A 14,538-nucleotide genomic window follows, 5' to 3' on the forward strand; every position below is an offset into this window, starting at 1 on the left:
TGCGCTGATGATGATCCAGCTCCCGAAGGGCGGTGACTAACTGCATGAATTCGGCATTTTTCATCATACTCTCCCAAAGCAATACTCTAAAACCACAAGACTGGAGCAGCAGATATTCATTCCATATTTAACGGTGACTGCCAAACCTAAAAAAGCAAGCCCAACCCAGAAAGCCCCCAAAAAGGCAAAAGTTGTGTCGCCTAAAACCGTTGTGTCGACTGCGGAAATAACTACGCCTGAACCCGCGAACTTGCCTCCTGACAGCATTTGGCCCAACTGGGTTGAAAAGGGGGCGAATCTGATGCAAAATTTACTCGGGGGTTTCGGGATTAAGAAAAAATGACCCAACGCGGCAATGGCGAAATAACGCTAGTCATAAAATGACAGTGTTGAAGCCATCGGCTTCAAAAAATAACGGTTGGCACAAGCTATTCAACCCTAACTTTTCGTATTGGCCTTATGGCCGGACATCTAATCATCCGGTTAAAGCCCCAACATTCTTGACGGGACTAAGGACTAAGGTATTGGGTAGTTTTGGGGTTTTGGGATGAATTCAAGCCTACAGGGTAACAACACCAGGGTATACCTGGTCACCGGGGCAACCGGTGCGATAGGCAAGGCCATTGCCAGGCGGCTCGCTGAACTTGAAGATTCCGAAGTGGTGTTGGTGTGCCGCGACCAACACAAAGCCGAACAAGCCGTCAACGAACTTATTGGTATAACCGATAACCCCAAGGTGCGTTTTGAACTCGCCGATTTGGGCCGCCATCAAGACATCAGGGAATTGGCCGGGCGCTGGACAGGCCCTTTGCATGCCTTGGTCAACAACGCCGCCTGCACGCCCCGTGACCGGCGGGAAACCCCGGAAGGCATCGAAATGCAATTTGCCACGAACGTCCTGGGATATTATTGGTTGACCGACGAATTCACTAAGATATTAAAGGCCTCAGCGCCCGCCCGCGTGGTCAATGTCGCCAGCTATTGGGCTGGTGGGCTTGACCTCGACGACCTGGAGTTCAGGCACCGAAAATACGACAATGACAAGGCCTACCGGCAATCCAAACAAGCCGACCGCATGCTCAGCGCCGCGTTTGCCGAAAAGCTCAAGCCCTTCCAAATAGCCGTCAACGCCTGCCACCCCGGCGACGTCAATTCCGTATTGAGCAACAACCTGGGCTTTGGCGGCCATGAAACGCCCTACCAAGGTGCCGGAACGCCAGTTTGGCTGGCGACCCATCCCATCGGCCAGGAGACTGCCGGACGGTATTTCGAACATTTGGCTGAAACAAATTGCCCTTTCAGCCGGGACGAACTCGCGGTGAATGCACTTTATGAAGCCTGTAAACGCTACAATTGAATCAAGCATCGATGCCGGCAACTACAAAAATGACAAGAACCTGCCGAGGGTTGGCTTAGCCAATTAAGTGTCCCGATTATGAAAGATCCTGCTCGCCATTATGAAAAATATGCTGAATTCCGATTTTATGAAGAGCTGAACGATTTTTTGCCGCCAGCCCAGTGCAAGCAAACATTGACTTATGCGTTTAACGGGACGCCAGGCATTAAAGATCCCATTGAGGTTCTTGGTGTCCCCCATACTGAAGTGGATTTGATCATTGTCAACGGAGAATCCGTTGGTTTTAATTATCAATTGCAAAACGCCGATCGCGTGTCGGTTTATCCCGTGCTCGAAGGGTTGGATATCACGCCAGTCATCAACTTACGAGATAAGCCATTGCGTAACACCGCTTTTGTCGCCGATGTTAATTTAGGCCGACTAGCTAAGTTATTACGCTTGTTCGGGTTCGATACCTTATTGGCCAATAACCTGAGTGATAAAGAAATTGTCGAACTGGCCGCGGATCAAGAACGCATTATCCTGACCCGTGACCGGCGTTTGCTCTATGCCAAAAAAGCCACCCACGGTTATTGCGTGCGCTCGGTCATGCCAAAACAGCAATTAGAGGAGGTCTTCAAACGTTTCAATCTCGCCAATTTGCTAAGGCCGTTTTCCCGTTGCAGCCGTTGTAACGGCTTAATAGATGCCGTGAAAAAAGAGGAAGTGCTGAATCTTTTACAGCCCAAAACGAAACAGTATTATGAAAACTTTTATCGCTGCAGGGATTGTGCCCAGGTTTATTGGGAAGGTTCACATGTTGGGAAAGTCAAGGGTCACTTTAGCCCTTATTTCTCTCATGTCAGTCGAATCCAATAAAAACTGGCAGTCAGCAACAGATCGTTGGGCTGTGAAGGTAGAGAGTTGGCCAGTTTTCAGGATGGTAGCCTAAACTTTCGAAGCCCGATCTCCAATTTTTCCTTATGCTCCAAAGACGGCCAACTAGTGCTATGCATCCCTATCGGCAATACGCCATGAAGGTTTCACGTGTTATGAGTGTTCTTTTGATCTATTTGCTGATCCTGCTGGCGGTTTTTTTGTTGCAGCGCAAAATGCTCTATTTCCCGGCCCGTTTTACCCAGGAACAGCAAGAACACCTGATGCCTGAATTAAACTTAAAGCCCTGGCCATCCCTAAATAACCTGCACGGCGTAACCAGTGGAACGCCCTTAACGGTCGTGAAAGGCACAGTGTTGGTGTTTCATGGCAATGCCGGTGCTGCCCTGCATCAGGCTTATTACATTGATGCATTGCAGCGCTTGGGATACCGGGTGATTGTCGCCGAATATCCAGGTTGTGGCGCACGCAATGGTTCACCTTCTGAAGAAGTGTTGGTCGAGGACGGCATTGCTACTGCCAACATGGCCCGGGATGAGTTTAAGGGGCCATTGTTCTTATGCGGCGAATCGTTGGGTAGTGGGGTCGTGGCGGGTATCGTGGCTTCAGGTAAAGTCCCGGTCAAAGGGTTGCTATTGGTGACACCGTTTGATGCCATGGTTGAAGTTGCCCAGCACCATTACTGGTACTTACTGGCCAGATGGTTGATCCTGGATAAATACGACAATGTTTCCAATCTCCGAAATTTTCAGGGCCGTATAGCCGTACTACTGGCGGGACAGGATGAGATCATCCCAAACCGGCGCACTTTGTCGTTGTTCGATGCGCTTCCGGGGCAAAAAAAGCTCTGGCGTTTTGAGCATGCAGGCCACAACGGCATACCCATGAAACCAGAAAGTCAGTGGTGGCAAGAAACCATGGCGTTTATCGACACCTGAGTCAAGTTTGACTATTGTACTAAAGACAAGGAAGCATACTCACCTATGAATTGTCCGATCAGATAATCTTCAGTCTATGGCCTTGGCATCAGGTTATGTTTTGTAAAATAAGAGACGATATGAAATGCCGCCACTCCAGAACAAATGAATATCCAAGCATGGAGCGAAACCGAAGCCCAAATAAAGTCCACTAAGCAGAAAAGCCCAACGATAGCGCTTAACCTGTAAATCAACTTTCTTCTTTTTACAATGTTCATCATTATCTTTATTTAGTAAGCATACCTTTAGGAAAAGGTTTATAAGAATATAATTAATCAATAAGTTACAAAAATAAGCGCCATTTCTCCATTGCTGACCTTGACTTTAATTAACCAACGCCGTAAAACCCGGCCATAAACTGCCATTCAAAATTTCCTAAAGCTCCCTTTCAGATAGTGATAAACAGACATTCGCTATTCGTTTAAAGTATTTAAAAACACAACTAAAGGCTACGATTTGAGTTAGCTATTGCTTACGACCATATTTGCTACGCAAGTTTAGCGTCTGATATGAGCGGAGCTTGTCATCTATTAGATCAATAAACGTCATAACCTTGGCTGAAGCGTAACGGCTTTCACGGCGGTCAACAAGGATGGCAAAGGCGGCGATTTGAACTCAGGTAGTAGAGTTTGCAGTTTGCCAAAATCTAACTCGCTATATTCTTAGTAAGAAAGAAGACTTGAAATGCCTATCCTGCTTTATTTCCGAAATGTTTGAGGAAATGGACTAGTCTTGATTTATGAAACTTAATTTCTTGAGCCTAAGTACTAAAACTCAATCAACAAAGGGATACTTCATTGGAAAAAAATTTAACAATCTATCCTTTTAAGAACAGTCCTCACTAACGAATGAATAGCGAATCGTTGGGTCGGAATCTAATCTATCAAATATGAAAATCCATTTAATTAAGTCCACAGAAGTGAGAGTCTTATGAAGACTATCAACCCCCTATTTTTTGCGCTCTCCTTTTTTGTTTCCGCCAATAGCCTAGCAATCGACCTCGGCCATGGGTTTACCATCAAGGGATTTGGCACCTTCGGCCTGGTTAACAGCAGCAATGGTAGCGCTGATTTTGTCGCCAACAGTATTCAACCAGCTGGGGCCGGTTGGACTAACGACACCAGTTTGGTAGTCGACAGCAAACTGGGGTTGCAACTGGATTATCAGGCGACGGATCGCTTGAGCTTTGTCGCCCAGGGTCTCTCCAAACAGCAATACAATAAATCCTTTGCCCCGGTGCTGGAATGGGGGTATGCCAAATTCAAGATTCTGCCCGAATTGCATATCCGCGCCGGCCGGATACGGCCAGCTCTTTATATGTTATCCGATTACCTGGATGTCAACTACGCCAATCCCTGGGTGCGTCCGCCAGTAGAATTCTATTCGTCGGCGGCCCTTGACCGTATGGAAGGCGTGGACTTTCTCTGGCGGCCTTCCACTGGTGATATTTCCTGGCTGGTACAGCCTTATTTCGGCATCACTCACCTAAAAACGCCTGGCGTCGGTAATTCATTTAAAGCCGACAATATACTCGGGATTAACCTGACCGGTACGTATAGCGATTTAACCTTACGCGTCGGCTTTGGTCAAGGCGATTTAACCCTTTTTTCACCCTCCCTAAGTCAAGCACTGTCAGGGTTAAGCCGTATCTGCAATACTGGCTTAGACCCAACTGCCTGTGAGCAATATAACGCATTCGGCATCACTCGGAAAAACTCAATGTTCAGTTCTTTCGGCGCCAACTGGGACAATGGCGACTATTTTGTGCTGGGAGAATTCGGCAAACGCATTTCCAAAACTAAAATTGTTTCAGATGCTACAGTCTGGTATATCAGTGGTGGCGCACGAATTAAAAAGTTCACCCCCTATATAACCTATTCCAGTTATCACAATGATTCCCCCGCTACTTATAATGGGGATTCGAATAATGCTTTTAACTTAGGTTTAGGAGCAACCGTCAATCAAATTTCAACGGCTCTTCTCCAGGGTGCTAATGACATGGACCAGAACACCATTACCCTTGGAATGCGGTATGACTTCATGTCGAAATTCGCCTTAAAAGCACAGTGGGATCACATACAGACTTCCACCAAAGATGGCTTGGCGGGAACCGGCGGAGGATTGTTTGCTAATCAACAACCTGGATTTGGTAATGGGCCGACACAGGTCGACCTGTTCAGCGTCACGTTAGACTTTGCTTTTTAAGGTAGACGCCATGAATAGAATTAAGCCCTTTTTTCTTTTCGTAGCATTAGTTTTGGTCACGCATTCCACCCAAGCTGAAATTGTGGTGGTTATGAGCGCCAAATCCAACGTCACAAACCTTAGTAAAGATAATGTCTCTGCTATATTCCTCGGCAAAACCGCCACCCTTCCGGATGGCATTCAGGCTGTGCCGATCGAACAAGATGCAGGTCAAGAAGCCTATAAAGAATTTCACAGGATAGTGATAGAAAAATCGGATGCCCAACTCAACGCTTATTGGGCGAAAATGGTTTTTTCCGGAAAGGGTAATCCCCCACGGGAAGTCGCTAACAATGCCGAGGTTCTTAAAATCATTGCTGCCAGTCCCAGCATGATCGGATACCTGGAAAAATCGGCAGTTAACCGCACAGTCAAGGTAGTCTTTTCTCCCCAATGATCATGAGCTTAGAAATAGAGTGCCGTTCCATTATAGTTTTCTGCAAAAATTGAAATAGTTAAGCAAGTAGGCAGGTACATGATACAAGGCGGAAAATCAGCAACAAGTGAAGAGGGAGCTATAAATGAGCCAGAGGCGGGGCAATCAGCAGCAATGAAAAATCCCATGCGCAAAATTATCATGCTGGTAGGGTGCGCTTTTCTGATATTCCTTATTTCCATCATTTTCAGCCTGCAAACTTCGATCAAAAACAACGAGCAACTAGCCGCTATTAAGGATTTGTATTTTCCTGTCCTCGAGCTGGTTGATGCCAACATTGTGCGGCTTGACCATATCAACGAACTTCTGATGCAGTCGGTCATGACTGGAGAAAGGCAGGATGTTGACGATGCACTGACGATTTATAAACAGGCTGACGATGCTTTTGCCGATATGGCTAAGCTCTATCAATTTCGGAAAGATGATATCAGCCTGCTTAGAGCTGACTTTACACACTACTTCGAGTTGGCAAAGAATACCTCGTTGACGCTATTGGAGAATAGAGGCGAAGATAAGTCGGGCCTGACGACGCAAATGAACCAGTCGTTGACAGGCTTGCGTCAGAATATCCGTCATTTCCGCACCACCAGTTATGAAAATTTTGTCAGTACCCTGATAAAATCGCAAAAATCGTCCGAGACCACTCTCTACACGAGTTTTCTGGTGGGGGTGATAAACCTGTTGTTTATGGTTTTTCTGGCGTATTTAATCAAAAAAAACCTCAAGCTGACAAAAGCAGCAATCGGCGCAAAAGAAAGGGCGGAAGCCGCCAGCAAGGCCAAATCGCAATTTTTGGCCACCATGAGCCATGAAATTCGCACTCCGATGAATGGGATATTGGGCATGACCGAGTTGTTAATCAAAACCGACTTGAGCCGCCATCAAAAACATCTCGCCGAAACAGCCTATCGCTCTGGAGTAACATTACTTGGAATAATCAACAATATCCTGGATTTCTCCAAGATTGAAGCCAACAAGTTTCAATTGACGCTTCATGACTTTAATTTGGGTGAGTTGTTGGAAGAAACAGCAGAAATGTTGGCCAGTCAAGCCCATGACAAAAATATTGAGTTTGTACTGAATTTACCGTTCGATTTTAATGTATTTGTCCGTGGAGATGCCGATAGGCTTCGTCAGGTGTTAATTAACTTATTGAGTAATGCCATTAAATTCACCCAAAGTGGCGAAGTTCAGTTAAGGGCTGGCTGGATACAACCTGAGTCCGGCACTAAAATGCAGATACTTTTTGAAGTGATCGATTCGGGAATCGGCATCCCTGTCGAACAACAGCAAGCTATTTTTGAAAGTTTTACCCAAGCCGATGGCTCGATTACCCGACGATACGGGGGTACTGGCTTGGGATTAACAATCTCGAAACAATTAGTTGCTTTGATGGGCGGACAACTGCAAGTTAACAGTACGCCAGGCCAGGGTTCCTGTTTTTACTTGAGTTTACAACTGGAGCGTAGTACTCAACAGGGTACTACAAAAGCGGATATCAGTGAGTTACAGGGCATCAATGTTTTAGTGGTCGATGACAATGCCACCAACCGGGAAATTTTATATGGCCAGTTAAGCCATTGGGGCGCGAATTGTGTTTGTGTATCTAGCGGGGCCCAAGCGTTAGAGCATTTAAAAGCCACCCAACTGCAAAATAAACACTACGAGGTCATTTTATTAGATTGGCACATGCCGGAAATGGATGGTTTGACGCTGGCGAAAACCATCATCAAGGAACCCCATTTACCGGCCATGCCCATGGTCATGCTCAGTTCCGACAATCTGACGTATAACGCGGATAACGTGCAGGATTCAGGCATCAGTTATTTTCTTACTAAACCGGTTATTCAACAAAAATTATTGGATTGTCTGCTGGAAGTATTGGGGCGAAGTCGCCCACTTGCACGAACAGTTCTAAGCACTGCTAGCACACCTGTCCCAGCAGGGGGTGGGCTCATCCTGCTGGCTGAAGACCAACTCGTTAATCAGCAAGTTGGCAAATATATGCTTCAAGATATGGGGTATCAGGTTGAAATTGCCGTCAATGGGTTAGAAGCGGTGAGTCTCAGCGCTGAAAAACAATTTGACCTGATCCTGATGGATTGCCATATGCCGCAGATGGATGGTTTTGAAGCCACTCAGGCCATTCGTGAACGCGAACTTGCCCCATTAGGGCAACAGAGAGTGCCCATTGTGGCATTAACGGCAGATGTGCAAAAAGGGATGGATACACGATGCCTGGAAGCCGGTATGGACAGCTACCTAAGCAAGCCTTTCAATAAACAGCAATTGCAAACCATGCTCAACAAATGGCTCGTAGTGAAGCCTAATGAAGGGAGCATACAGGCGGTACCCATAAATTCCATCAACCAACAGCAAACAACCGCGGGTTCCGGACTATCCGAAGGGGATGGTGTTGTATTAAACCCGGAGGCGCTGGAAAACCTAAGGCAAATAAGGACCGATACGGGCGAAACCTTGTTAGAAATCGCCATCAACCTGTTTTTACAATCCGCGCCGGAAACACTGAATGTGATAAAGGACGCCTTTGAGAACCGGGACAGTCCAGCATTAAATAAATCCGCTCATGGGTTTAAGTCAGTTTGCGCCAACGTGGGCGCTGATGCCTTGTCCGGTTGTTGTGCAGCCATTGAAAATCATGCAAAACAAGGCAATATGGCTGATGTGCATCAGTTGATAATGGACTTGGATAGACTGCTTCCGCAAACCGCCGCCGCTTTATTTAAAGAAATAGGCCGTGGGGTTCATAGCCCTATCAAGGTCGGTTTAAGCGCTCCGGCAGAAGTGACTTCCGCACGCATACTCCTGGTGGATGATGACGAAGTCTTTCGTTTAATTACTCGCCAGGCCCTCAGTGTATCCGGTTTCCTGGTTGATGAGGCCACCAGTGGGGAACAGGCGCTGGAAAAAATAAGACTAACCACACCCGATCTTGTGTTGTTGGATGCCGTCATGGAGGGACTGGACGGCTTTGAAACCTGCCGGTTAATGAGGCTTGCCGTCAATATGGCGGACGTGCCGATTATTATGGCGACCGGTTTAGGTGATATGGATTCCATCAACTTTGCTTTTCAGGCAGGTGCCAATGATTTTGTGATAAAGCCTTTAAATTATACGATTTTAAGCCATCACTTAGGGTTTATTCTCCGGGCGAGCAGAATCACTTCCGACCTCAGAACTAATAAAATTCAATTGAGTGCGGCTCAGCGCATTGCCCGGTTAGGTTATTGGACATGGAATCCGAGCCTCAACCAATTCCTGGTTTCAGAGTACTTAGCCGATATGTGCGGAATAACTCTTCAAGCGTTTAACCAGACATTAGAGGCTTACATTAACCTGGTCCATCCGGAAGACAGGGAGCTAGTGCGAAATACTATTAACAATTTAAGCGATGGGGTTGTCGAGTATCGCTTACAACCCAATGCATCCGCGCCTATTTTCGTCCTCCAAGAAGTAGAAGTTGTCACAGATAATCCACAGGGGATCATCACAGGCACAGTGCAGAATATTACCCAAAAGAAACAAGCTGAATGGCAAATGCATCAATTAGCCTATTTCGACAGCCTTACCGGTTTGCCCAGTCGGGCTTCGTACCATCAACGCATGGAAGATTTTATCCGTTTAGCCAATCTCCATAATGGTCAATTTGCGTTTATGTATGTTGATATGGATGACTTTAAAAAAATTAATGATAGTTTTGGGCATGATGTGGGCGATGTTTTTCTTAAGGCCATCGCCGATCGCTTAAAACAAGTGGTTCGGGACAATGATTTTGCCGCTCGTCTGGGTGGTGATGAATTCTGTATTATCCTGGACGGTATCTCTGATAAAGAAAAGGCCAGTGAAATTGCGAACCGATGTATACAAAGAGTTAGCGTCCCCCTTCAGCTGAACCATCATCGGGTAGACCCCAGGATCAGTATCGGAATTGCGTTTTACCCGGGTGATGGGACTAATGAGGTTGAGTTGATGAAAACGGCGGATGCAGCCATGTATGCGGCTAAACAAGGCGGTAAACAACGGTATATGTTCTATTCTGAAGAAATGTCCAACCAAAGCCGTTTGGAAACAGAACAAATGCTACGTGACGCTTTTAGGTTAAACCAATTTGTTTTACATTATCAACCGCAAATATCCATGCAGACGGGCCGCATGATAGCTATGGAAACCTTAGTCCGTTGGCAACACCCAGAAAAAGGCATGATCCCGCCGAATAATTTTATCCCAATAATTGAGTCTATGGGGTTGATTAAGGAGCTTGGCATTTGGGTATTGCAAACGGCCTGCCTACAGATTTTGCAATGGCGCCAGGAAGGGCTGCCTTTTTTGCAAGTGGCCGTCAATATTGCACCTTCGCATTTCCACGATCCCGCGCTCATAGTAACGATCGAGGAATTATTGCAGGAAACCGGTATCCCTTCACATTGTTTAGAACTGGAAATAACTGAAAGCGCTTTACAAACCGCAGGTTCTTTGCAGGCCTTTAGCCAATTAAGGGACTTAGGTATAAAAATTGCTCTGGATGATTTTGGTACCGGCTATTCTTGCCTAGCCTCCTTAAAAGATATACCACTCGATTATTTAAAAGTGGATAAAGTGTTTGTCGATGATATATTTACCAACACTCAAACGGCTTTATTATTGGGCACCATTATTAGTTTGTCCGACGCGTTGGGTTATATGGTGGTGGCGGAAGGTGTTGAGTCAAAAGATCAAGCCATTTTCATGCAGGGTTTGGGATGCGATATCCTCCAAGGTTACCTGTTTAGTCGGCCAGTTAGCAGCGACAAAATACCCCAGTTGTACGGTCTAGATTACACATTACATCTAGATAATAAATAATTCCCCAAGCACCAATCATGCAGCAAAATAGTATGGAATATTTATTAGCGGATTTTCTGCAAAAATATCATGGCAAAATTCGCATTGCCACTTTGAAGATGAATATCCATCGCCTGATATCGGCTCTTGCTGATGATGAAATAGAACCAAAGAATTTGGCTGCTATTTTACATCATTACCCTGTAATCAGCGCCCGTTTGGTCGGTTTGGCTAATTCCCCTTGGGCTCGTTCAGCTACGCCTATCACCTCTATTGAATCCGCTTGTATCTGGCTGGGCAGTAAACAGGTAAAGGCTGTGAGCATTGCGATTGCTGTTGGCTCCTCTTTTAATATTACACGCTGCCATTCTTTCGATCCGGTGAGGTTCTGGTCGACCAGTATGCTGGTGGCCGAGGGCGCAGGTTTATTGGCCTCAAAATTACCTGACAATGCCCGTTATTCAACAGATAGGTGGCAAACTTTAAAAACTGCCGGAATCCTGCATAACCTTGGCTTATTGTGGCTTGCTGATATGTTACCAGCAGAAACGGAACAGGCATTCAAGCTGACAGCCGCAGACCCTTCATTGGCGGTCGACCAAGCTTTAATTAAAAGTATCGGTATTGATTTTTGCACGGTCGGTGCTTGGGTTGGTAAGCAATGGCATATACCGGATGAGTTGGTAGCCATTATTGCAAATCATAGGAAGATTGGTTATCAGGAAAATCGTCCTGTCCAGGAGTTGCTGGTCGGGGCTGCAGCACGAATGGTTTCCTCCTTATTCCATGAAAGGCATGTAACCACGGATTTGGATCTTACTGCTATTGGCCTTGAACCGGAGCTACAACAAATTATTTTTGAGCAACTTTCCAAGAAATTAGATTCGACCAAAGAGCTGGCTAGACTGATTCTTAAGTAGTCTATGAACAAAAAAGCGAGTATTTAACAGAATCTTTCCCCCCAAAATTTTATAAATCGAAGCGTTAAAATTTAATTGGCTATAGTCTTGACACAATCGAAATATTGAATTGCCATATTCACCAGCATTATTTGAGTAAATAACATCAAATTTTCATCGAAAACCGCTAAAAATTGTGAGTTCAAAAAAGGGAAATGAACGACCGCTTTGGGTTACGATGAAAATTTGCCCCAGAGGCTGGTTTGGGTCGAATTTCACCTTCGGTAAGCAGCAATAAATGAAATTACTCAACGACCGCTTACGAGAGTTCGCATGTAATTTCGCTTTAGCTATTTTGGATAAGATTGGTGGCTCAAATATTTCTTATTGGCTCATAGTGGCGTATTTTCAATATCCCTCGACCCATGAGTATGCGGATAATTTCTATGCCATCCTTTAACGGAAAATAGAAAATCAGGTACTTCCCAACGGGCTGGCATCGCAAATCCGCCATAAGTTCATCCCGACTGGTGCCTAATAACGGGAAATTCGCTAGCGCCAAACAGCTTGCCTGAATACGGTCAAGAAAACGATCCGCGTTATTTGGGCTGTCCTGCGCGATATACCACCAAATTTCCTCTAGGTCGCGTTCGGCTTCAGGCCGTTTTAATATGAGCGGCATTAGAAACCGAGCAGTTTTCCCGTTGCGCGGTAAGCCTTTTTCGGCCATTTGCCTTGACCGCATCTATATCTAGGGAAGTTGCCTCGCCGCTATTTATTCCTTTCTGGATTTCGCGCCTTAATTCACTGAGCCGAAGTTCACGCAATTGGTCGCGCTCTTCCAGGAGGCGCAAGGCATCACGCAACACTTCGCTGGCTGAGTTGTAAAGCCCGCTTTCGACCTTGCTTTTCACCAATTCTTCAAGATGGGGGGTAAGGGAGATATTCATTGGCTTGGCTCCTACATTTAAGCAAAGAATAACAAAGATTAGCAATACTGGTTATTTATAGCTTATATTTATGATGAAATCCATCCAAAAATTAGAAATTCTGTTGATTTAACCCCCAACCATGCAAAAATGCAGCAGAAGAACAAGAGGGTTATTATGAAAAACTCGACTATAAGAACAATTGGCATCATAGGAGCTGGAGTTGCAGGAATTGGGGCTGCCAGATTATTAGGTCAAGCTGGGTTTGACTGTGAAGTTTTTGAAAAAGGCGATCAGGTGGGTGGTGTGTGGACGGCGGGATACCACACCTTTGGTCTGCAAACCCCCAAGTCCTTATATGAAGTCCCTGATTACCCGATCCCTGACCATTATCCCCGTGTCCCAAGCGGTGCAGAACTGCAAGCTTATTTCGAAAACTATGCCAAAGATTATAAGGTCTACGAAAAAATTCGTTTTAACACCGAAATTAACAGACTGGAACAGCACAAGAACGGTAGCTGGCTAGTCCAATATAACGATAACAAATCAGGGTTATCGGAGAAAAAACAGTTTGATTTTGTGGTGGTAGCGAGCGGTATTTATTTTGATCCTTATATCCCAGAACTTTCTGGGCAAAAAAAGTTTGCTGGGCAAATCCTCCATTCTTCCGAATATCGCACGCCTTCATCAGTGACGGGACGTAAGGTCGTTGTGGTCGGCTTTGGCAAAAGCGCACTTGATGTGGCGGGCGATGTCGCCAAATTTGCCAAAGAAGTCACCCTGGTGTATCGGAAAGCCCATTGGCCAATCCCAATGGATGTCCTGGACATCCTAGATGTCCGTAGGATTTATCTAACCCGATTAGCCTGTGCCTTATTGCCGCTTTATCAGCGTCCTGGTAAATGGATAAAAGCACTGCATAAAACTTGTCCTTGGCTGGTATCCGGCTTTTGGCGATTGACAGAAAGCATCATCAAATTTCAATATCCCCTTAAGCCATGTGGTGTATTGCCGGACGAGCGCATAGAAATCGATATTTTCAACCTGGATTTTTTGCCGCGCAAAGAAGTTTACCAATTGATAAAACAAGGCATAATCAAAACCCAGCGTAGCCAAATAAAAGCCTTCACCAAAACCGGAATCGAACTCGAAAATGGCAGCCATCTTGATTGCGATGTCGTTATTTTTGGAACGGGCTACAAATCCAACTATTCATTCCTGCCCGAATCCTTCAAAAAATCCCAGGAAGCAGACGGTGTTTATCTTTACCGCCACATCATCCATCCCGATTTAACCAACATGGCTTTTATTGGCAGGGCGGCAACGTTTTCCAATTCGCTAACTTCACACTTGGCATCCGCGTGGTTGGTGCATTTGCTTAAAGGCAAATTCCAATTGCCTGACCATGAACAAATGCTGGCAGAAATAGAGGCCATTAAGCAATGGAAGCGTGGCTTTATGCCAGCCATTTCAAGTCGGGCAACAGTTATAAAGCTGCACATGGTGCACTTTCACGATGAATTGTTAAGGGATATGGCTATCAACCCTTACCGTAAGAAAAACCCATTTTTGGAGTGGTTCAGTGATTACCGGCCTGCCGATTATCGGGAGGTTTTGTCTGAAATCACCGATCATTGAGGCAACAACATCTTACTTTAATTTTCGAGAAAATGGGGTGCCGTGTTCGCATGGCATCGGAGGACAATGCGATTCCTGGAGACGCTTAAAAAATATCAATATTGGTAGATTCCACTCTGGTCGGCACTACGAAGTTATTCTACCGTCGAATTCCGACAGTCTTTGGTAAATTTCATATATTTAATCGGGATAATTTTAGGAATGCAGTAACTCATAAATTAAAATAAATCATATCACTGGTGTCCGGAGATTATCGGAATAGTACAGCTTAACTGATTGATAAAAAGTAAGTAAATGCCATTTATAGGTGTCACCGATTTCAATGTGTTGGAAACTACCG

Annotated in this window: 10 protein-coding genes; 8 read left to right on the top strand and 2 right to left on the bottom strand. The window is 45.5% G+C overall.

What is annotated here, in order from left to right; all coding sequences use genetic code 11:
* Positions 1 to 547 precede the first annotated feature (547 nt).
* The 7 genes from MGMO_RS14635 (at position 548) to MGMO_RS14665 (ending at position 11,652) form a co-directional block, all read left to right on the top strand.
* A complete protein-coding gene (locus MGMO_RS14635; RefSeq protein ID WP_023495835.1) occupies positions 548 to 1,357 on the top strand; it encodes an SDR family NAD(P)-dependent oxidoreductase in 810 nt (269 codons plus the stop codon).
* Between the two features lie 78 nt (positions 1,358 to 1,435).
* Positions 1,436 to 2,215 (top strand): Mut7-C RNAse domain-containing protein, encoded by a 780-nt coding sequence (locus tag MGMO_RS14640; RefSeq protein ID WP_023495836.1) that lies wholly within the window; start codon positions 1,436 to 1,438, stop codon positions 2,213 to 2,215.
* 173 nt (positions 2,216 to 2,388) lie between these two features.
* Complete coding sequence (locus MGMO_RS14645) at positions 2,389 to 3,171, top strand: alpha/beta hydrolase (protein WP_235557301.1); 783 nt, start codon at positions 2,389 to 2,391, stop codon at positions 3,169 to 3,171.
* A 969-nt stretch (positions 3,172 to 4,140) separates the two neighbouring features.
* Complete coding sequence (locus tag MGMO_RS14650) at positions 4,141 to 5,415, top strand: hypothetical protein (protein ID WP_023495838.1); 1,275 nt, start codon at positions 4,141 to 4,143, stop codon at positions 5,413 to 5,415.
* A gap of 10 nt (positions 5,416 to 5,425) precedes the next feature.
* Positions 5,426 to 5,851, top strand: a complete 426-nt coding sequence (locus tag MGMO_RS14655) for a type 2 periplasmic-binding domain-containing protein (protein WP_023495839.1) — start codon at positions 5,426 to 5,428, stop codon at positions 5,849 to 5,851.
* Between the two features lie 153 nt (positions 5,852 to 6,004).
* A complete protein-coding gene (locus tag MGMO_RS14660) occupies positions 6,005 to 10,753 on the top strand; it encodes an EAL domain-containing protein (protein ID WP_161808506.1) in 4,749 nt (1,582 codons plus the stop codon).
* Between the two features lie 17 nt (positions 10,754 to 10,770).
* A complete protein-coding gene (locus tag MGMO_RS14665; protein ID WP_023495841.1) occupies positions 10,771 to 11,652 on the top strand; it encodes an HDOD domain-containing protein in 882 nt (293 codons plus the stop codon).
* Between the two features lie 352 nt (positions 11,653 to 12,004).
* Here the strand turns inward: MGMO_RS14665 and MGMO_RS14670 are convergent, their stop codons facing one another.
* On the bottom strand, positions 12,005 to 12,313 hold the full coding sequence (locus MGMO_RS14670) for a type II toxin-antitoxin system RelE/ParE family toxin (RefSeq protein ID WP_023495842.1): 309 nt from the start codon (positions 12,311 to 12,313) through the stop codon (positions 12,005 to 12,007).
* Positions 12,288 to 12,581, bottom strand: coding sequence for a type II toxin-antitoxin system ParD family antitoxin (locus MGMO_RS14675; protein WP_023495843.1), 294 nt, complete (start codon positions 12,579 to 12,581; stop codon positions 12,288 to 12,290). The genes MGMO_RS14670 and MGMO_RS14675 overlap by 26 nt, the downstream gene beginning before the upstream one ends.
* Before the next feature lie 156 nt (positions 12,582 to 12,737).
* Between MGMO_RS14675 and MGMO_RS14680 the strand changes: the two genes are divergently transcribed.
* Positions 12,738 to 14,198, top strand: coding sequence for a flavin-containing monooxygenase (locus MGMO_RS14680; protein WP_023495844.1), 1,461 nt, complete (start codon positions 12,738 to 12,740; stop codon positions 14,196 to 14,198).
* Positions 14,199 to 14,538 lie beyond the last annotated feature (340 nt).

This window comes from Methyloglobulus morosus KoM1, assembly GCF_000496735.2.
Taxonomy (GTDB): Bacteria; Pseudomonadota; Gammaproteobacteria; order Methylococcales; family Methylomonadaceae; genus Methyloglobulus; species Methyloglobulus morosus.